This window comes from Cyclobacterium sediminis (genome assembly GCF_054781075.1).
This window is the reverse complement of sequence record NZ_BAAGVC010000003.1, coordinates 1,017,163-1,037,866: the sequence shown is the minus strand read 5'-3', so window position 1 is coordinate 1,037,866 and position 20,704 is coordinate 1,017,163. Positions and strand designations below refer to the sequence as shown.

Below are 20,704 nucleotides of genomic sequence, written 5' to 3'. Positions count from 1 at the left end.
TCCAAAAATTAGGGAAAGCTTTATTCCACCCCATTATTTGCGCCAAAAAGCCAAGGTGAAAGGCATGATCAACCCATAACTAAAACAGTATCAATACCTAAAAAAAAGAGTTGCTGTTACATACAGCACCTCTTTTTTTCCTAACAGGTCAAATATCTGGTCTTACCAGATCCTAACCCTTTCCTTAGGTGCGACATACATTTGATCCCCTTCTTTGACATCAAAGGCCTGATAAAAAGCGTCAACATTGACCAATGGACCATTGGCACGATATTGTGCGGGTGAATGAGGGTCAGTTTGGATTTGGGTGCGCAAGGCCTCTTCCCTGCTTTTTGTGCGCCATACAGTGGCCCATGAAAGGAAGAAACGCTGGGAGGGTGTGAAACCATCAATTTTCCCCGGATTACCATGCTCTTCTAAATGTTTTTGTAGTCCGTCGTAGGCCACCAGTACACCACCCAGGTCACCAATATTTTCTCCCAAGGTAAGTTGACCTTTCACATTCAATCCTTTAATAGGTTCATATTGATCATACTGGGCCACAAGTGCTCCGGTTCTCTCCTTAAAGCGTTCAAGATCTTCTTCTTTCCACCAGTTTTCCAAGTTGCCATCCGGACTGTAGCGACTGCCTTGATCATCAAATCCATGGGATATCTCATGTCCGATTACAGCACCTATGCCGCCATAATTTACCGCAGCATCTGCTTTGTAATTGTAAAAAGGTGGCTGAAGAATGGCTGCAGGAAATACGATTTCATTATAGGTAGGATTGTAGTAGGCATTTACCGTTTGAGGCGTCATAAACCACTCTGAGCGATCTACCTCTTTGCCCAGTTTGTCCATGTTTTTGCGGAATTGAAATTGGTTCGCAGCGATAATATTGGACAGGTAACTAGTGGTCTCCTTATTGTCATCCAGTTCCAGGGCAGCATAGCTTTCCCATTTATCCGGATAGCCTATCTTTACTGTGAAGGTAGCCAGCTTGTCCATGGCTTTGGCCTTGGTTTCATCACTCATCCAGTCCAGGTTTTGAATTCGATCACCCATGGCTTCCAATATATTATTGACCATCTCATTGGCTTTTTCTTTGGCTTCTTCGGGAAAGAATTCTTCGGTGTATAATTTACCAATGGCTTCTCCTACAGCCCCTTCTGCACTGCTCAGCACCCTTTTCCATCGGGCTCTCAATGCTTCTGTTCCCTGCAATTCTTTTCCGTAAAAATCAAAATTTGTCTGTACCAATGCATGATTCATATAGGGAGAGGACTTGCGCACTAGGTGCCATTTTAAGTAGTTTTGCCACATTTCAGGATCCGATTCATTGAAAACCCTTTCCAAGGCGACCATAAAATCCGGGCTACTGACAATAACCTCATCTGTGGCTGCACCAAAAGTTTCAAACAAAGCAGACCAATCCAGTGAAGGAGTAGTTGCTTGAAGCTTTTCTACTGAATATTTATTGTATCTACCTTCAGCATCTCGCATTTCGATTCTGGTCTTGCTGGCAGCGGCCAGCTTTGTTTCTATCGCCAAAACATCTTTCGCTACCTTGCGGGCTGCTGCCTCTGAACTGCCTAGTAGTTGAAATACCCTGGAGATATGGGTTTCGTATTTCGCCTTGATTTCTTTGAATTTTTCGTTGCTTTCATCCACATAATAATCCCTGTCAGGCAATCCAAGCCCCCCTTGACTAAGGTATAAGGCATTTTTGTCTGAGTCCTTGGCATCTGAACTTACATAAATATTGAAAAATGCACTTACACCGGAAGGGTGGATTTTGCCTATAAATGCCTGCAGGTCTGCTTTGTTTTTAATCTGCTCTATCTGTTCAAACCAGGGGAGCAAGACATCATGACCTCTTTTTTCTGCCAAGAGGGAATCCATACCAATGGTATAAAATGTTACGGCCTTGTATTGATCAGTTCCTTTAGGATACTCGGAAATATTGGCCTTGGCTGTTTCCATAACCTGCTTTACTCCGGCTATACTTTGGTCTCTAAGTTCCAGAAAGCTACCCCATCTCCCTTGGTCTGCAGGTATTTCTGCCTCCGCTAACCAGGTTCCATTGACATACTGAAAAAAATCATCTTGCGCACGGATAGAGGTATCCATATGGCTTAAGTTTATGGCTTCAATTTCTTCCTCCGTCTCTACTTGCTTTGGAGCACAAGAAAAGACTGTGAATAAAATTAAAGCAGGGATTACACTAGTTTGACTTAGCAATTTCATAGGATCATCAGGTTTGTGATTATTTAAAGTACAAAAAACAAGAAAAAATTGTTCAATACGGATTTGAATTTGTTGCGAAATATAAATTGACGACCATTTATACTGATCACATTTGCTGGTAATCCCTATTCAATAAATTTAAATCAAGCGCATTTTATAAGTGAAAAACGGAGTGTACTGACTTTAGTCTCTAATCAAAAAGCACTATATGAATTGGTCAATGCATTTCCTATATTTAGCCAATAATCCAACCTTTAAACCTAAAATTATATGCGCCTTATATCATTTATTTGCTTCTCTCTAATGGGGTTGATTTTATTCGCCTGCGGTCAGCAATCTCTGGTTAAAGGGGACTCCGTTGCCTACCAAAAAATGACATTTTCATGGAATGGACCGGAGTTGACTGAAGACAAAGCAACATTTTTAAATTATAAAATGGAGGTGCATTTTACCGATCCTGACGGTGAAGCCATAGTGGTGCCGGGGTATTTTGCCGCGGATGGTGATGCCGGTGAGAGTGGAGCAGATAGAGGTACGGTGTGGAGGGCCCACTTATTGCCCCTAAAACCGGGAGAGTGGTCATATCGAGTCAGCTTTTTGGAAGGTGAAAATATAGCCATAGCCACAGGAAATGCCAAAGGGAGCAGTTTGGCCTTTGATGGTGAGCAAGGAACATTCACTGTAACCCCTGCAGATACAAGCCAAGCTGGCTTTTTGGGCAAGGGGAAATTACAATATATTGGGGAGCATTTTCTTCAATTCACCAATGGAGAATATTTTTTTAAAATGGGAGCCAATGCGCCTGAGGTATTGCTTCAATACAAAGACTTTGATGGAACTGATTCTGAAAGGACTTATCAGAAACACATCGCTGATTGGGAAGAAGGTGATCTGCTTTGGCATAAAGATAAAGGGAAAGGAATAGTAGGGGTGGTCAATTACCTTAAGAAGCAAGGGATCAATTCCCATTACTTTTTGCTAATGAGTGCTTATGGCGATGGAAAGACGGCCTTTCCATGGGTTGGGCAAGATGATTATTACCAATACGATGTCTCCAAACTTGATCAGTGGCAAGGGCTTTTTGATTATATGATGGAGGAAGGCATGATGGTTCAATTTGTATTGTCTGAGCAAGAGAATCAATCCTATTTTGAATTTAAAGAAAGGGGTGATTTTGCCAACAGCCGAAAGCTTTTTTATAGAGAATTAGCTGCCAGATTTGGTTACCTTAATGCGGTTACCTGGAATATAGGAGAAGAAAACGGTTGGCAAAAAGATGAAGGTTACGGAAAATCAATTACCACTCAGCAGAGAAAACAATTCGCTGCTTACCTTAAAGATTTACTTCCTTATGATGAATTAATTGTGGTGCACAATGGCCCTTCAAATACAGATGCAATTTTCGAAGATTTGGTGGGAGACCCATCCTATACGGGGATAAGTTTTCAAGGAAATTATCAAGATGTAACGCATGGGTATGACCGAATTTTACATTGGAGAAAAGCCTCTGCTGCTACTGGACATCCTTGGGTGGTTGCTTATGATGAGCCTTATACCGGCCCTGAGTATCCGGAATTGGATGTGTGGAGAAAGCATTCCCTTTGGGCTTCATTAATGGCCGGTGCCGCTGGCACGGAGGTGTATATCGGGAAAGGCGAAGATCTAAGAATACAAGATTACCGAAAATACCAAGCCTATTATGAGCAGATGAATCATGCCAAAAACTTTTTCACCCAAAGTGAAATCCCTTTTCAAGAATTGGCCCCTCAAAAAAATGAAGCTGCAAATGCCTGGTTGCTAGCTGCCAATGATGAAGTATTTGTATATTACCTCAGAGATGGTGGGGAAGGGGAACTCAAATTGCCTGAAGGGGTGTTTGAAATTCATTGGTTTAACCCGAGAACAGGCGCCAGGTCTCAAAATGAGACTTTAAAGCAAGTGTCGGGTGGACAAAATACCTCACTGGGAAAAGCTCCGGAAGAAACTGATTTAGACTGGGTGATTTTGGTGAAAAAGGTTAATAATAAATAAGGTATTCAATCCAAAATCTCCGTTATTTTACCTAGACAAGTGCATTGGTCCCGGTTTTTAGCTAAGTTATTGCAGCAAATAACCAAGACCTTAAGGGGAGCATTGTCCTGAAAATAAAACTAATGCGATCATTTGACCCAGTGATAACTTGGCTTTATACGATTAGCTGAAACCTAGACTGTAGCGCTTTCATATGAATATAAAAAACATAAAAAATGCCGGTTCTGCCAAACTAGGCACCTTTGGTGGGGTCTTTACTCCTTCTTTACTTACCATCTTGGGGGTTATCATGTACCTAAGATTTGGTTGGGTTGTGGGGAATGTGGGTTTGATAGGGACATTACTTATTGTAACCCTTTCAACTGCCATTACCTTTCTGACTTCCTTGTCAATATCGGCCATTGCTACCAATGCACCGGTAAAAGGTGGAGGCGCCTATTTTTTAATCAGTAGGTCTTTGGGAGCAGAAATTGGAGGAGCTGTCGGGATACCCTTATACCTGGCGCAGGCTTTTTCAGTTTCCTTGTATGTCATTGGTTTTTCTGAATCTGTCGTTGCTATTTTCCCTGCTTTGGACATGAAATGGGTAGGGATAGTTACCACCTTGGTTTTAGGAGGATTGGCCTTGTTTTCCACCACGGCTACGATCAAAAGCCAGTTTTTTATCATGGGCTTGATTGCATTGTCTTTATTGTCTTTGGCGTTTGGTAGTCCCATGGAAGACTCCAATGTTGAACTTTGGGGAGTGCCGGCAGCGCAGTCGGTAGATTTTTGGCAGGTATTTGCTATTTTCTTTCCGGCGGTTACCGGGATTATGGCAGGGGTAAATATGTCAGGAGATTTAAAAAACCCTTCCAAATCCATACCCAAAGGTACTTTTATGGCCATTGGTGTGGGTTATTTGATTTATATGATTTTGCCGGTGATATTGGCTAGCAGAGCAGATGCTTCTACGCTGATCGATAATCCTCTTATTATGCAGGATATTGCCATTTGGGGTGGAGCCATTGTGCTGGGGATTTGGGGAGCAACCTTGTCAAGTGCCACCGGTAGTTTGTTGGGAGCGCCGCGCGTTTTGCAGGCCTTGGCCAATGATAAGATTTTGCCTAAATGGGCCGGCGTATTTAGTAAGGTAGGAGGGAAGGAAAAGATTCCTAGAGCGGCAACGATCTTTACCATTGGCATCACCCTATTGACGGTGTATTTTGGTAACTTAAACCTCATTGCCCCTGTACTCACCATGTTTTTCCTTACCACCTATGCCGTATTAAATATAACGGCGGCCACAGAGCGGTTTTTAGGTAGTGCTTCTTTCAGACCCAAGTTTAAGGTTCATTGGGTGTTTTCACTTTTGGGTGCCCTTGGTTGTGCAGGAGTGATGTTTTTGATTAATGCTTTGGCAACCCTTATGGCTTTTTTGGTGATAGGGATCATTTTTGTTTGGCTGGAAAGGAGAAAGATTGAGGCGACGTGGGGAGGCCTGGGAAGAGGGGTTTTTTCCTCTATAATAAGGTATGCTTTGTTTAGGCTAGAGAAAGAGGCCAATGCCAAAAGTTGGCGTCCAAACATTCTTGTATTGTCTGGGTCTCCCGGGAAGAGGTGGCGGTTGATTGAGCTTGCTGATGATATTACCAACGGTAACGCCCTTTTTACTGTGACCACCATTGTCTCTGAATCCAATGTTCCTCAGGAGAAAGTCAAAGACTTTGAGGGAAGAATTATGGATTACCTGGCCAATAAGAATGTGCAGGCCTTGGTAAGAGTGGTTCGGGCATCTGATCCCTTTTCAGGAGCCATGCATATGGTCAATTCTTACGGTTTGGGACAATTGGTCCCCAATACCATCTTGCTCGGTGATACCAGAGAAAACCGAAGCCTGGTGCCCTATTCGGAAATGATAAGACATTTCTATAAATCCAGAAAAAATGTAATTATCGTTCAGGATGAAGGGAATATAGGCTTTAAGGAAAAAAAAGTGATTGATATCTGGTGGGGAGGATTAAAGCGAAATGGAAGCTTGATGATAATTCTGGCTTACCTGTTGAAAAATAGCAGGGAATGGCAACAAGCTTCTGTAAATGTAAAAATGGTAGTTCCGAATAAGGAAGCTTATGCAGGAGCAAAAGATAATTTGGATAAAATTTTTGAAGGGATGCGTACAGGTTTCGACTATCAGATATTGACAGCTGAGGGCCGGAATTTTTGGGATATAATGGCTGAAGAGTCGAAAAACAGTGACATGATCATGATGGGCTTGGCGGTGCCTGAAGAGGAGGGGGCTTTTGAGGATTACTATGTTAAACTGAAGGAACGAACCAAATCTTTGCCTACCAAGGTTTTTGTTCTGGCTGCACAAGAGGTGGAGTTTGACAAAGTATTGGTTTAGTTGCTTAGTGTAATACTATATCAAGTTTATTTTTTAAAATGGTTACGAAATAAATCCCCCTGCACCCCCTTAAAGAAAAAGGGGGATTTGCAGCAAAGGACTTTTAAGGCTAACCTAGAGTGATTTGATTGGGCTGAGAAAGTGAAATGCAATAATATATCAGCTAATCCAAAGGTCACTATTCCCCCTTCAAAAAGGGGGACAAAGGGGGATTTTTTCGTAAACTGTAAATCCAAAACAGTATTTAAACAATAATTTATAAACCTTTCTAGGACGAGTCAGCATGCCGTTCCCCTTAAAATCCTCCTGCACCCCCTTTAGAGAAAGGGGGATTTCGTGCTTAGCGGACATGCGATTTTCGTAACTGATTTTGTATTTCTCATCAGGTTTCACTGATTAAAAATTAGTCTTTACGAATTTTTAATCGTAAAAAATAATTTCCCAAGGCTTGTTGCCGGATCTATTGGGTCCAATTGAAATAAACAAATACTAGGGAAAATAGAAAAAGGAAGCTGATTCCAGTAATGGAAAGCCAACGCATCCAATTCCCAGGTTGTTGTGCTTTAGTGAGATGTTTGCTAAATATCAATTTGTAATTGAGAATCGCAATGATAGGAGCAATTAGGAAGGATATGGTTGTGGCCAATCCTATTAATTGATTAAAAGATGCCATGAAAAAACCGATCACCAGTATTCCTCCGAGTGTTATCAAGGTCAGCCATAAAAGATAGTCAGTATTTTTTTCTTGCCGATTATTCATTACTGCAATTACTCTAGCGGTGGAACGGGCGTAGCCATCCATGGCTCCAATACAGGTGCCTAGCATAATGGAAAAACCTGCTGCAGCAATGACCATAAACGCCCAGGAGCCCAATTGCGTAGCGAATAAATTTACTACACCTGTGGCAAAAGAAACATTATTGTCCGGCAATGAGTCTCCCGTATTGAAAAGTAAAAATGCGCCTAGCACTACAAAGCATATGGAAAGGGCGGAGGAAATCCAATAGCTAAAGTTGAATTCAAAAACGGATTCTTTAACGGTAGGAGCGTAGCCACTTTGCTTTCTTCGAGCGATGGTCCATAGGCTATTCCATGTTGATGCGTCTATGGCTGTGGGCATCCAGCCCATTAAGCCAATAACGAATGGTAAAGATTGAGGTGTCAATTCGATGAAGATGGAATAATCTTCTATAGGAACTTTGGGGCCATTAAAAAGAGCAATAAAGAAAGCCAAAAGTGTGCTCAAAAACATAAAGCTTCCGATGACTTTTATCCCTGAATCGAGCAGAGAATACCTTCCCAAAGCAAGAAATAGAAAAGAGATCAGCAATAATAGTATAGAAGGGACATAGAAATAGTTTGGTGATAGTTCTATTCTAAATAAGTTTTGTAAAAAACCTGCTGCCACAAAGGTAACAGCGGCATTAACAAAAAACATGGAAAGCAAGTTTATGCCTAGAAACAAGCGAGAAAACCAAGGGCTGATTTTTTGGTATCCATCGATCAGAGATTCACCTGTGGCTGCTGCATACCTGGAACCAAATTCAAAGAATGGCCACTTGAAAAGGTTCGCTGCTATTATGAAACCCACCAAACCGAAGCCGTATTCAGCCCCTGCCCTGGTGCTTTGCACCAAGTGAGACACACCAATGGCTGTGCTGGCAAAGAGAATGCCGGGGCCTAACGTCTGTAAAAATCCTTTAATATTCAATTGGTATGTAATAGCTTATTCCAATGCTACACCTAGTTTATCACCCAGTGCACGTAGGTCTTCTACCACTGCTGTTAATAATGGTATCCCGTTGGCTTTTCTTTCTTGTTCTAATTCCCTTTCAGGGTCACCTGGGATCAACACTTTTTCTTGACCATCCACCGGTGAAGCCTCTCGGAACCGGCTGATCCAATTGTCCATATGTTGTTTGAAATCATCTGCAGGCCTGAAGGCATCCACGCGCATTGCGCCGAAGAAATGACCCAAACCTTCCCCAACAGGGTTTGGGTGAGGTTCTAAAAATGCAACGAAAGGGGGGACCCAAGGGCCGTAATTGGCTCCTGAAAGTACTGCGGAAAAGATATCGACTACCGCTCCCAATCCATAACCTTTCTGAGAACCATGTTCTCTGTCGCCACCTAGGGGCAAAAGTGCACCACCATCTTTCACCCCTAAAGGATCTCTGGTTGATTGCCCATTCTTGTCTTGGATCCAGCCTTCAGGAGCTTGTTCTTTTTTCCTTTGGAGGATTTCCAGTTTGCCATTGGCGGCAGTAGTTGTTGCCATGTCCAACACAAAGGGAGGTTGCTCATTGGCCGGAATGGCTACCGATATGGGATTGGTGCCCAAAAGGCGCTCTTTTGAAAAAGTAGGGCTTACCAAGGGGCTTGCATTCGTTAGTGAAATGCCAATCATGTCGTATTGCAAAGCTTCCATAGCATGAACACCCGCTATGCCGTAGTGGTTGGAGTTTTTTACAGATACCCATCCGGTACCAGCTGTTTTGGCTTTTTCTATGGCCACTTTCATGGCATAGGGGGCCACCACCAAACCTAAACCTGCATCGCCATCCACAACGGCCGTACTTGGAGTCTCATGCACTACCCTAATATTAGGTGAAGGATTGATACGTCCCGCTTCCCATAGTCTGACGTATCCTGACAATCGAGCAACTCCGTGGGAGTCTACCCCTCTTAAGTCTGCGGACAACAAGACGGAGGCAGCAGTTTTTGCATCAGTCTCAGGGCATCCTATTTTTTGTAATACGGCAAAGGTAAATTTTTCTAATTGTTGGTGGGTGAAGTTCATTATTGGACAAGAAATTGGGTGATCGATGGTGCAAAAATGCTAAAAGTTAAAGCCTAATGGAAGAACTTTCCTTTTTTATTGGGTAGGTGTAAGGCTGGTGCTTTTTATTTTTTCCGTTTTGGTCATTGCTTCCGAAACAGCACCTTCCTTCAAGGAGTAAGTTGAACAAACCAACTGATCCGTTGGAACCCATTGAGTGATGAAACGAATCAGACAGGAAGCCACCACAATCATGTCTACTCTTAAAGGAATCATACCGGGGATTTTAAGTCGCTTGGCTTTGTCAAGTAGCAACAGTTCTGAAGCCATGTTTTCAAAGGCTGAAACAGGTAAAATATGACGAATAGTTTTTCTGTCTTTTTTCTTTCCTTCCGAAGCCAGGTACATGTCTGTCAAAGTATCAAAGGTGCCGGAAGCTCCTATTAGTTGTTGAGGAGCATGTGTATTGATGGCTTTTATAAGCGGAGTTAATTTTTCCGCCAGGTAGAGGGATAGTTTTTCCACTTCTTCAGGGAGAATAGGATCATGGTAATGGAACAAGTCCAATAACCTTTGGCCACCTATTTCAAAACTTCCTTTCCAAAGTATTTTATGCACATTTCCAATAATAAATTCAACAGATCCTCCACCAATATCCATCATTAGGGCATTGGCTGAGCTGAGACAAGCACTCAAGCGAATACCTTTATAAATCAGTTCAGCCTCCCGCTCACCGTCTATGATTTGTACATCTATTCCGATTTGTATTTTAATTTTCCGGATAAAAGAAAATCCATTGTCAGCATTCCTTACCGCACTGGTGGCAAATGCGAAAATTTGGGAAATGCCTTCCCCTTTAATGAGGTTGTGAAAATGCTCAAGGGTATGCAATCCACGTTTTTCAGCTTCCGGAAGAATGATGTTTTGATTGATGCCTCCCTGACCGATTTTCACGGGAACCTTTTCTTGGTAGATTACCTCAAAACCATTGCTGTCAAATGCTATCATTAGCAGATGAAAGGTATTGGTGCCCATGTCGATGACTGCCGCCTTTTTTTTCATAAAACCTGGCTTTCAAAAGTTTGTGCGAATATATAAAGTTTCTTGAAAAATTATTCATGCCCGGGATTTTATATTCAAAAAAATGATGTTAAAAACTATTCAGAGAAACTTCAAATTATTATAATCAAAATAATTAGGAGTTTAATTATAGATCATAGATCAGTTTTGGTGGATAAAAGTGATATATTGGCTCAAGAAGAATGGAATGCAAAGTGTTTGGGGCGATGAAGTTTTTCTGAAATACTGAAGGAATAACAACACTTGATTTATGCTATCAAGATTTTTATTTAGATATAGGGATACAGGCACAACATTTGTTTTAATAGTTAATACATCTTCTAAAAGGCTTTCTATTAATGAAAAACCAAATTTTAGTTTTCTTATTATTAACATGGATATTTATGATAGGGCTTTTCTCTTGTGCAACGATCCCAAAAGGGGCGGAAGCAGTGCAATCCTTTGATCAGGAAAAATATTTAGGTAAATGGTATGAGATTGCCAGGATGGATTTCAAGTTTGAAAAAAACTTAAATAATACCACAGCCACCTATTCTATCAATGACAATGGGACGATTAAGGTCGACAATCGAGGTTACAATACAAAAAAAGAAGAATGGACTCAAGCCATAGGAAAGGCAAAATTTGTTGAGACTGAGAATGTGGGGAAGCTAAAAGTGTCATTTTTCGGGCCATTTTATTCAGGGTATAATGTAATCGCAATTGACAAAGACTATCAATATGCTTTGGTTGCCGGGAAAAGTCAAAAATACCTATGGATACTTTCTAGAGGGACGGATATACCTATAAACATTAGGAGTAAGTACCTGAAAATGGCTGAGAATATCGGTTATGATACTTCAACGCTTCTTTGGGTAAGTCATGATAAGATATAAAAATTCTACTGTAAGTTATTACTGTGGAGGCGACCGAACAATGGTCTGAGGTTATAAATTGGCTGGAGGTCTCTGCGGGCAGGATTTTGCTTGTTATAATGTGTGTCGGAATAAAATTATTTTATTATTAAAATATAATATTGCCTTTTCCCAACTGATTAAATTGATGTTGCGCCAAATAGTTTAAAACTTTTTTTTATGCAATAGGTTTATCTTTTGGCTCCTTAAAAATTAAAGGCATAGTAATTGGCTTCGAAATTGAATAACTGAAATTAATATACCATGGAAATTAATAAATATTACGATATTCTTACTCAAAAATTAATTGGATGGCTAGAACTTTTGGTTAAAATGCTTCCAAATTTTGTGGTAGCGATATTGGTGCTTATCGCATTTGTTTTAGTTGCTAGGGTGGTCAAAAATTTAAGCGATAGATTTCTGGGTAAGGCAATTAAGAACGACTCGCTTTCTTCCATAATATCGAAAATAATTTATATCATAGTTATTTCAATTGGTGTCTTTACAGCTTTAAGTTTCCTAAACCTTGACAAAACTGTTTCTTCCTTGCTTGCAGGGGCAGGAATAATTGGTTTGGCTTTGGGTTTTGCCTTCCAGGACATTGCCACTAATTTTATTGCCGGCTTTTTCATGGCCATAAAACGACCATTTAAAATTGGGCAGGTGATCCACTGTGAAGGGTACAGTGGTATTATCAAACGTATTGGCATACGAACCACAGAGCTGACCTCATTTCAAGGACAGGAGGTTATCATTCCTAACAAGATGTTGTTTCAAAATCCCCTGGTAAACGATTCTGAAAACACTTATAAAAGAATAGATTTAAATGTCGGGGTATCCTATGGGGAGGATTTGGAGCGGGTAAGAGACATTGCCATAGCAGCAGTAGAAAACGTACCTAATATTAATAAAAATAAAGACATTGACCTTGTTTATTTGGCCTTTGGAAGTAGCTCCATTGATTTTAGAATTATGATTTGGGTAGCCTTTAAAAGTCAATTGGAGTTTCTGAAGAGTCAAAGTGAAGCTATTATTGCGATTAAAAAAGCATTTGATAAGGAAGATATCATGATTCCATTCCCAATCCGAACCTTGGACTTTGGTATCAAAGGCGGTGAAAAATTGAATCAGGTTTTTCCCAGGGAAAAAATGCAAGCCAATATAAGTGATCAGCGTCAAGACAAGCCGCAAGGAGAGCAATAGGAATTATGTGGAACTAAGGTTTTTACTTTAATCCATGTAGTGGAGTAAATGTTTATTGTTGCTTTACCGGTCTAAGTATTTCAATTATCATTTATGGGGAGGTTAAATTGATTTTAGCCTTTTTTCATAATTAATGTCACAGGATTGGTGAATTTTTCAAACTGCCTTCAATTTTTTTGTATAGTTTTTAATTTGAAGGCTAAACTACAGGGTTGATCTAGTTTAGCCTTTTTATTTACTAAATACACCTCTATAAAACTAATGATTTTAGGTTGTGTGTTTATCTCTCAATTCATTGGATAAAATTATTTTTAAACATTTGAATAGTTGCATATGCAATCATTTAATTTATATTTGCTCAAAATTTGATGGAAATGGATAAGGATTATAAGCCCAATATTAATGAATATGGTATTTTGCCATGGTTAGGAAAGACCATGAAATGGGTAGATATTTTCATTAATGCAAACCTAAAGGAAGCCGGGGTGGATTTGACTAAAAAGCAGATGCTTGTGTTAAAAGCCTTGTCGATGAAGGGGCCTTTACCTCAGAATGATTTGGCATTTATTACAGAAAGAGACAAAGCTTCATTGGCCAGATTTATTAATACTTTGGAAAAGAAAAATCTTGTAGCGAGAATCCCTTCTGCAACGGATAAGAGAATAAACATGGTTCATTTGACCAAACACGGAGAGCAGGTGTTTCAGAATACTGTTCCGATCTTTAGAAAATTGGTATTACAAATCCAGGAAAATATACCGGCGGAGGAGCTAGAACAAACGATAAGAACTTTAGGTAAAATAAAAAAAAATATTGAGAATCTAAAAAGTGGTTGCAATAGCAACTAGTGTATATGAAAAGAAAACTAATCATTATTGGCGTAAGTATTGCGGTTTTGTTTGGCGGGTTTACATTATCTAATATTCTGAAAGAAAGCAAAAAGCCACCATTAAAAAATAAAGGCATTTCCACGGCTACCGTGTTTGCTGAAACCATTAAAAATTCCACATTACCCTTGGGCTTTACAGCTACCGGAAGTTTGGAGGCAAAGAATAGGGTTGAAATTTACGCAGAAGTGCAAGGTGTAATGACATCTCCTATAGGTAGTTTTAAGGAGGGGGCTTTCTATAAAAAAGGAAAGCCTTTGGTTGCCATTGAGTCGGATGTTTACCGTGCTAGTTTAATGTCTCAGAAAAGTAGTCTTCAAAATTTGGTGACTTCAGCACTTGCTGATCTTCGTTTAGACTACTCCTCGTCTTTTGAAAAATGGAATGATTTCCTGAGTCAAATCGATGTAAATAAACCCTTGCCAGCACTTCCGGAACCTGAATCCAATCAGGAAAAGATGTTTATTACCGGCCGGACCATTTATTCTACCTATTACAATGTGAGGAATATGGAATTGACTTTGGCCAAATACAATATTATGGCACCTTTTGATGGGGTATTGGTGGAAGCTTTGGTGACTCCGGGTTCTTTGATTAGGCCTGGACAAAAGTTGGGAGAATTTATTCAGCCAACAGTTTTTGAAATTGAAGCACCTGTGAGTGTTAGCATGATTGATTTTTTAGGGATTGGTCAAAAAGTAACTGTTACCTCCACAAATAACGATTCAAAAGAATGGGTTGGAGAAATTGTTCGAATCAACAGATTGGTCAACAGTGAAACCCAAACGATAAACGTGTATGTACAAGTCACAGGTAAAAGCTTGGAAGAAGGCATGTATGTGAAAACAAATATCATGGCCACGGAGGTTGAAAATGCTTATGAATTGAGCAGAAGTGTGGTATTTGATAAGAATCAAGTTTTTGTGGTTGAGGATTCAGTACTTGTCCAGAAAACAATTGAACCTTTGTTTTATAAGGAAAAGTCTGTGGTGATAAGCGGGTTAAAAGATGGTGAGAAAGTGCTTACAAAGTTGCCTACAGGAGCTTACCCGGGCATGAAAGTAAGTATTTACGAGGAGCAATAACGGTGACTTCTTTTCTGCTTTTTTCGTACAGTTTTTTCACCATTCACTAGATTAAAAATGAAATCAATTATATCACATTTTATAAAATTCCCTGTGGCAGTCAATGTCATTATCCTGGCGGTAGTGGTTTTGGGTACATTTGGGATGTTATCCTTAAAATCCAGCTTTTTTCCTTTGCAGGATTCGAAGTTTATAGACATTACTATCAATTATCCCGGAGCATCCCCACAAGAAATGGAAGAAGGGGTTGTTCTAAAAATTGAGGACAATTTACGTGGGATTGTGGGGATTGACCGTTTTACTTCAGCTTCCTCGGAAAATACGGCTAGCATTTCTATAGAGGCCATCAAAGGTTATGATATAGATATATTATTGGCCGATGTAAAAAATGCTGTAGATAAAGTCCCTTCCTTTCCGGCAGAAATGGAGCCACCGGTAGTGGCCAAAAATGAAAATTTAAATGTCTCCATTGAGTTGGCATTAAGTGGGGAGAATATCCCTTTGAAAACCCTTAAAACCATCGGAAGGGAGATAGAGAATGACTTGCGAGGTATTGAAGGAATATCTCAGCTGACAATTGCCGGCTATCCTGATGAAGAAATTACGGTTTCGGTAAATGAAGAAGTATTACGTTCCTATAATTTGACATTTAGTGATGTTGCCAATGCTGTGGCCAATAACAATATTTTGGTTACCGGTGGGGCTATTAAAACCGAGGCAGAGGATTATTTGATTCGGGTAAATAATCGATCTTATTATGGAAAAGAGCTTAACAATATTATTCTAAAAACCGAGGAAAATGGTGCTATTGTTACTTTAGAAGATGTGGCAGTAACAGAAGATGCCTGGTCTGAAACTCCTGATAGAAGTTATTTCAATAATCAACCCTCTATTTCATTTACAATTAGTACAACTAACAATGAAGATTTAATTGAAGCTGCAGAGAAAACGACCAAATATGCCAAAGAATTCAATGAAACCCACAACAATATCCAGCTAAGTATAACCAATGACAGGTCTCAAATAGTTGTAGAACGTACGGAGCTTTTATTGGTTAATGGTATACAGGGGATAGCTTTGGTACTGTTTTTTCTTTCCTTGTTTTTGCGTCCAAGGTTGGCAGCTTGGGTGGCTTTTGGTATTCCTATTTCATTTATGGGAATGTTTATGATGGCCTCCTATTTTGATATTACCATAAATGTACTTTCTCTATTTGGGATGATAATAGTGATAGGGATCTTGGTTGATGATGGAATTGTGATTGCTGAGAATATTTTCTACCACCATGAACAGGGGAAATCCCGCGTTCAGGCAGCCATAGATGGGACAATGGAGGTTTTACCGGCAATTACTTCAGCCATTCTTACCACCTTGGTTGCATTTTCCACCTTCTTTTATTTGGATGGCCGATTAGGAGAGTTTTTTGGAGAGGTATCTATAGTGGTCATATTAACACTTGCCTTCTCTCTGTTTGAAGCCTTGGTTATTCTCCCTGCGCATGTGGCACATTCAAAAGCACTTTCCGGTAGTCAGAAAGAGTATTGGTTTAATACCAGGGCAACTACATTCTTGAATTTTCTGCGCAATAAGTTCTATAGTCCGGTTCTTCATTTCTGTATGGAAAACAAGGTGTTGGGCTTTTCAATTCTTATCGCCTTGTTTGTGATCACTACAGGAGCCATCCAAGGGGGGATAATTAGAACAACCTTTTTTCCCGTCATAGCATCAGACCAAGTTAATGTTACTTTGAAAATGCCACAAGGAATAAACCCTAGCGTGACAGACTCTATCATAACACAAATTGAGAATGTGGCCATCGAGGTCAATAAGGAATACACGGCAAAGCAGTCAGGTGGCGCCCAGGTTTTTCAAAGTATTATTAAGAGAATTGGTCCGGGTACAGCCAATGCCTCTTTAAAAATCAACTTGCTACCGGGTGAAGATCGTGATTTTACGGCTTCAGAAATAGCCGGATCTATTGCTCAGGCAGCAGGTGAGCACCCTTCTGCGGAGAGTTTAACCTTTGATGCCGGGTCCAGTTTTGGGGGCAAACCTGTTTCTGTATCACTGTTAAGTTACAATATAGAGGAGCTAAAGGCAGCCAAATTTGAGCTAAAAGAAAAAATCAAAGAAAACAGCCTATTGCGTGATATAAGTGATAATGATCCTGCAGGTATAAATGAAATTAATATTGAATTAAAGGACAAGGCCTATGTTTTGGGTTTTACTTTAAATGACGTGATAGGGCAGGTTCGTGCCGGGTTTAATGGTTTACAGGTTCAAAGATTTCAGCGGGGACAGGATGAGATTATTGTCTGGGTGCGTTATGAAAGAGAAGGGCGTTCTTCTATTTTGAATTTAGATAATATGCATATAGTAAGTGCCTCCGGTAATCGTGTTCCCTTAGGTGAAATTGCTACCTATTATATCGCTAGAGGAGAAATCACTATCAATCATTTGGACGGAAAACGAGAAATAAAAGTAGAGGCCGACCTAAAAGATCCTAAGGATAGCTCTTCAGATATTATTGCTGATATTAGGGAGAATGTAATGCCTGAGATCATGGCGAAATACCCAACTGTTTCGGCATTGTATGAAGGTCAAAATCGTGAGGCCGGAAAGGTGACTGCCTCTGCCGGTAAGGTTTTTCCCATCATCATCTTTCTAATCCTGGTTATCATCGCTTTTACTTTTCGTTCCTATTTGCAGCCGATCTTGCTATTGGTGATGATACCGTTTAGTTTGATTGGGGTGGCTTGGGGGCATTGGTTACATGATTTCCCGATTAATATGCTATCACTACTAGGTATCATCGCCCTTATTGGAATCGTGGTAAATGACGGTTTGGTGCTTATAAGTAAGTTTAACAACTTCTTGCAAGAGGGGGTTGATTTTGATGAGGCTTTAATTCAAGCAGGAAAATCCAGATTCCGAGCCATTTTTCTTACCTCTGTGACTACCATCGCAGGTCTGTCTCCCTTGATCTTAGAAAAAAGCAGGCAAGCTCAATTTCTAATTCCAATGGCCATTGCCATTGCTTATGGAATAGCCATCGCTACGGTGCTTACTTTGATTATGCTTCCCATGCTTTTGTCAGTAGGTAATTTGTTAAAAGTTTATTCATTATGGCTTTGGGAAGGAATTAAGCCATCAAAGGAATCGGTGGAGCCAGCAGTGGAGGAGCTGCATGAAAATGAAGAATCAACGCAGAATGTTTAACAAAATGAGAGTAAAAATAAAAAATATCCAAATGGAGTCGCGGCATTCTCAATTATTTACGGTGGTTACTGGGTTGGTTTTATTTGCCTCAAGCTTGGTTGCTAATGGGCAAGAAATGCTTTCACGTGAAGATGCAATGAATCTTACGCTGAAATACAACTATGACATCAAGGTGGCAGAAAAAGACCTGGAGGTAGCCAATAACAATCAAAGCATTTTAAATAGTGGCTACCTGCCTTCAATACAGGCCAATGGGGATATAGGCGTTTCAGGTTATCAAGGCGAAAACAAAACCGCAAATGGGGACTTTAGCTATGATCCGACGGAAGCTTACAATTATAGTGGTTCCGTTAACCTAAACTACATACTGTTCGATGGATTTGGGAGGATGTACAATTACAAACAGTTGAAAGAGTTGTACAATATTTCCGAATTGCAGGCAAGACAAATCATAGAGAATACGGTTTTGGAACTGTCTAATGCTTACTTTTTGATGGCTCAATTGACGGAGGGTGTAAGTATTTTAAAAAATGCTTTGAGTATTTCCACCACCAGAATGCAACGTGCGGCCTATAGTTTTGAATATGGGCAAACCACTCAGATTGATTTATTGAATGCGCAAGTTGATGTAAACAATGATAGCATTAATTTGCTTAACACTACTCAGGATTTGGAGAACGCCAGAAGGAATCTAAATCTGATAATGGGACGTGAAATTGAAACTGAGTTTGTAGTGGATACAACCAATTCTTTTTCTATACCAGGAACCAAAGAGGAGCTGGTAAGTCAAGCCTATCAGCGAAATGTATTGATTGAACAAACCAATAGTCAATTGAGGAACAGTGAGTTTGCATTGAAGGCAAGCCAATCGGGCTGGTTTCCTGCTATTTCTTTAAATGCCGGTTACAATTATTCCGGCAATAGAAATCCTGCCGGAGCATTTGTAACTGGTAGTTATAATTTTGGTCCACAAGCCGGATTGACTTTGAGCTGGAATATTTTTGATGGAGGCGCGACGCGGGTAAGAAATAAAAATGCCAGAATAGAGATCGAACGCCAGCAAGTTTTAAAAGAGCAAACTGAGTATTCTGTGAAAAGGGATGTGCTCAATGCCTATTCTGCTTATCAAAATTCATTGTTTGTTTTTAATGCCGAGAAAGCAAATTTGGAAACAGCTTTAAAGAATTTTGAACGCAGTGACGATTTGTACAAACAAGGACAAATTAATTCAATAGAATTTAGGCAAGCTCAATTGAATTTAAGAAACGCTCAGAATAATTTCAGCATTGCAAAGTACAATGCCAAGTTTGAGGAACTTAGCTTAAAGCAATTGGCAGGAATACTTTTAGAGGGGTTGTAAGGAGTACTGGCGGATCTGGGAGATTATATAAAACAAAAGCGGTCCTGAGATAGTACCGCTTTTGTTTTTAATTACTTATAAATTATTTGGGGGCATAGCTAAGCTGAAAGTGCTATTCCACGTCCCACCATAAATAGGTTTCGCTATTGTCTCCTCCAATGGCCTGTCCTGCTACTGATCGATTTGTTCCATTGAGCGTTTGTTCATTAATAGGATAAATCACCCTCTTAGGAATAACAAGATCACTTGTTCCTTCTATAGATGGGGGTTGCAAATCGGGAGCATCCAGTCTTCTCCATTCAAGCCAGGCATCATAGCCTCGATTGTATAGAGCAATCCATTTTTGGTTGCCAATCTTATCCCGCCAATTACCTGGGGCCGTTGAGTAATCAACTTGAGATTGGGCGAGGTAAGTGTTGGTTTGTTCCTCGGTTCCTCCCCAGTAAGCTATAGAAGCAGCAATTGCTTCGTTATAATGTCCCTCAGCAGTTCCTTCCACATTATACCCTCGCTCAACAGCTTCTGCAAGCAGGAATCTCACTTCTGAATAATCCAATAATAGAGCTTCAAAGGTAGGGTCTGTTATGGTTGGGTTGATGGTGGAGAAATCTGAATAGGAATTTGAAAAACCATAAATCCCCCCTTGGTATTCTCCATCCACCTGAGTGAAATAAAAAGGTCTTCTAGGGTCATTTAATTCATTCATGGCATCTACTAAGGTATTTGCCACCACATAATCCTGCCTGGAGGTAAATAAAGGATTCATCTCTTCCGAAACAGGGTTGTTATTAGGAGGTGCGTTTAAATAAGGGAAGGCGCCATTTTCTGAATTGTCCATAAATACATTTGGAGCAGCAGCTTCTACCACACTTTGTGCCATGCTGCTATTGACATCCGCGATTACCATTCCTAGTTTTAGTTTAAGCGTATTTCCAAACTTCCACCACAGTTCCATATTTCCTTCATATATGATATCTCCTTCGTCAAAACCTATTTCGTCAGTATCAATACGATTAAGAGCGGCATCTAGACGGGTTAAGATTTCTCCATACACGGAGGATGCATCATCATATGCAGGAAGTGAATTTTCCGGATTTAAGGCTTCAGAATAAGGGACATTTCCAAAGGTGTTTAGTAAAACAGACCAGGCAAAAACTTCCATTATTTCTATCTGGGCCATTTGATTGCCTTTCACGGGCTCTGTAGTGAATGCATCTTCTTCCACCAGTCTTTTAGATTCTCCAAGATCTGCCAAAACATCTCTATACAACGCTTGCCATACATTTTGTGGGATGAGCCGGGTGGTCATATTATACCTAGGCTCATCCAAATATTGGGTTGTTGTCCAGTGCTGAACATAAAACCTATAGTTATTGACGTTCACATCAGGTGTAGTAATCACATCCGAAAGCTCTTTTACTGCTCCGGTATATAAGGTGGCAGGCGGTACGTTTGCAGCACTCTTTTGATCCACATTGTAATCTTCTAAATTTTCTACACATGATACCATCAGTATCATGGAGAATATAGTTATAATTATCTTTTTCATCTT

13 protein-coding genes are annotated in these 20,704 nt (G+C 40.2%); 8 read left to right on the top strand and 5 right to left on the bottom strand.

Annotated features, from left to right (window positions below; all coding sequences use genetic code 11):
• Positions 1-162 precede the first annotated feature (162 nt).
• On the bottom strand, positions 163-2,229 hold the full coding sequence (locus tag ACYVHJ_RS06640; protein ID WP_460513405.1) for a M13 family metallopeptidase: 2,067 nt from the start codon (positions 2,227-2,229) through the stop codon (positions 163-165).
• Between the two features lie 270 nt (positions 2,230-2,499).
• On the opposite strand from ACYVHJ_RS06640, the gene ACYVHJ_RS06635 reads away from it, so the two are divergent.
• The gene (locus tag ACYVHJ_RS06635; RefSeq protein ID WP_460513403.1) at positions 2,500-4,260 is read left to right on the top strand and encodes a DUF5060 domain-containing protein; all 1,761 of its coding nucleotides are present in this window, start codon (positions 2,500-2,502) and stop codon (positions 4,258-4,260) included.
• Positions 4,261-4,453: 193 nt separating this feature from the next.
• Positions 4,454-6,646: an APC family permease gene (locus tag ACYVHJ_RS06630; protein ID WP_460513401.1), complete on the top strand. Its 2,193-nt coding sequence runs from the start codon at positions 4,454-4,456 to the stop codon at positions 6,644-6,646.
• Between the two features lie 460 nt (positions 6,647-7,106).
• Here the strand turns inward: ACYVHJ_RS06630 and ACYVHJ_RS06625 are convergent, their stop codons facing one another.
• From ACYVHJ_RS06625 to ACYVHJ_RS06615, 3 genes are all read right to left on the bottom strand, one after another.
• A complete protein-coding gene (locus ACYVHJ_RS06625) occupies positions 7,107-8,357 on the bottom strand; it encodes an NRAMP family divalent metal transporter (protein WP_460513399.1) in 1,251 nt (416 codons plus the stop codon).
• Between the two features lie 15 nt (positions 8,358-8,372).
• Positions 8,373-9,446, bottom strand: a complete 1,074-nt coding sequence (locus tag ACYVHJ_RS06620) for an Ldh family oxidoreductase (RefSeq protein ID WP_460513397.1) — start codon at positions 9,444-9,446, stop codon at positions 8,373-8,375.
• 75 nt (positions 9,447-9,521) lie between these two features.
• Entirely contained in the window at positions 9,522-10,487 is a 966-nt protein-coding gene (locus tag ACYVHJ_RS06615) for a Ppx/GppA phosphatase family protein (RefSeq protein WP_339903650.1), read from the bottom strand.
• Positions 10,488-10,843: 356 nt separating this feature from the next.
• Here ACYVHJ_RS06615 and ACYVHJ_RS06610 point away from each other — a divergent pair, with 356 nt between their 5' ends.
• From ACYVHJ_RS06610 to ACYVHJ_RS06585, 6 genes are all read left to right on the top strand, one after another.
• Complete coding sequence (locus tag ACYVHJ_RS06610) at positions 10,844-11,380, top strand: lipocalin family protein (RefSeq protein WP_460513395.1); 537 nt, start codon at positions 10,844-10,846, stop codon at positions 11,378-11,380.
• Between the two features lie 282 nt (positions 11,381-11,662).
• Positions 11,663-12,601 carry a mechanosensitive ion channel family protein gene (locus ACYVHJ_RS06605; RefSeq protein WP_339903652.1) on the top strand — a complete coding sequence of 313 codons (939 nt, stop codon included), beginning with the start codon at positions 11,663-11,665 and terminating at the stop codon, positions 12,599-12,601.
• Between the two features lie 374 nt (positions 12,602-12,975).
• Positions 12,976-13,449, top strand: coding sequence for a MarR family winged helix-turn-helix transcriptional regulator (locus tag ACYVHJ_RS06600; RefSeq protein WP_460513392.1), 474 nt, complete (start codon positions 12,976-12,978; stop codon positions 13,447-13,449).
• Between the two features lie 5 nt (positions 13,450-13,454).
• Positions 13,455-14,573: an efflux RND transporter periplasmic adaptor subunit gene (locus ACYVHJ_RS06595; protein WP_460513390.1), complete on the top strand. Its 1,119-nt coding sequence runs from the start codon at positions 13,455-13,457 to the stop codon at positions 14,571-14,573.
• A gap of 57 nt (positions 14,574-14,630) precedes the next feature.
• Positions 14,631-17,792 carry an efflux RND transporter permease subunit gene (locus tag ACYVHJ_RS06590; RefSeq protein WP_460513388.1) on the top strand — a complete coding sequence of 1,054 codons (3,162 nt, stop codon included), beginning with the start codon at positions 14,631-14,633 and terminating at the stop codon, positions 17,790-17,792.
• Between the two features lie 4 nt (positions 17,793-17,796).
• On the top strand, positions 17,797-19,152 hold the full coding sequence (locus ACYVHJ_RS06585) for a TolC family protein (protein WP_460513386.1): 1,356 nt from the start codon (positions 17,797-17,799) through the stop codon (positions 19,150-19,152).
• Positions 19,153-19,264: 112 nt separating this feature from the next.
• On the opposite strand, the gene ACYVHJ_RS06580 is transcribed toward ACYVHJ_RS06585, so the two are convergent.
• Entirely contained in the window at positions 19,265-20,701 is a 1,437-nt protein-coding gene (locus tag ACYVHJ_RS06580) for a SusD/RagB family nutrient-binding outer membrane lipoprotein (RefSeq protein ID WP_460513384.1), read from the bottom strand.
• Between the last annotated feature and the right edge of the window lie 3 nt (positions 20,702-20,704).

Excerpts from the sequence above, each read along its gene's own strand:
- ACYVHJ_RS06640 (WP_460513405.1), bottom strand. The coding sequence starts at position 2,229 with ATGAAATTGCTAAGTCAAACTAGTGTAATCCCTGCTTTAATTTTATTC.
- ACYVHJ_RS06635 (WP_460513403.1), top strand. The coding sequence starts at position 2,500 with ATGCGCCTTATATCATTTATTTGCTTCTCTCTAATGGGGTTGATTTTA.
- ACYVHJ_RS06630 (WP_460513401.1), top strand. The coding sequence starts at position 4,454 with ATGAATATAAAAAACATAAAAAATGCCGGTTCTGCCAAACTAGGCACC.
- ACYVHJ_RS06620 (WP_460513397.1), bottom strand. The coding sequence starts at position 9,446 with ATGAACTTCACCCACCAACAATTAGAAAAATTTACCTTTGCCGTATTA.
- ACYVHJ_RS06615 (WP_339903650.1), bottom strand. The coding sequence starts at position 10,487 with ATGAAAAAAAAGGCGGCAGTCATCGACATGGGCACCAATACCTTTCAT.
- ACYVHJ_RS06610 (WP_460513395.1), top strand. The coding sequence starts at position 10,844 with ATGAAAAACCAAATTTTAGTTTTCTTATTATTAACATGGATATTTATG.
- ACYVHJ_RS06605 (WP_339903652.1), top strand. The coding sequence starts at position 11,663 with ATGGAAATTAATAAATATTACGATATTCTTACTCAAAAATTAATTGGA.
- ACYVHJ_RS06600 (WP_460513392.1), top strand. The coding sequence starts at position 12,976 with ATGGATAAGGATTATAAGCCCAATATTAATGAATATGGTATTTTGCCA.
- ACYVHJ_RS06595 (WP_460513390.1), top strand. The coding sequence starts at position 13,455 with ATGAAAAGAAAACTAATCATTATTGGCGTAAGTATTGCGGTTTTGTTT.
- ACYVHJ_RS06590 (WP_460513388.1), top strand. The coding sequence starts at position 14,631 with ATGAAATCAATTATATCACATTTTATAAAATTCCCTGTGGCAGTCAAT.
- ACYVHJ_RS06585 (WP_460513386.1), top strand. The coding sequence starts at position 17,797 with ATGAGAGTAAAAATAAAAAATATCCAAATGGAGTCGCGGCATTCTCAA.
- ACYVHJ_RS06580 (WP_460513384.1), bottom strand. The coding sequence starts at position 20,701 with ATGAAAAAGATAATTATAACTATATTCTCCATGATACTGATGGTATCA.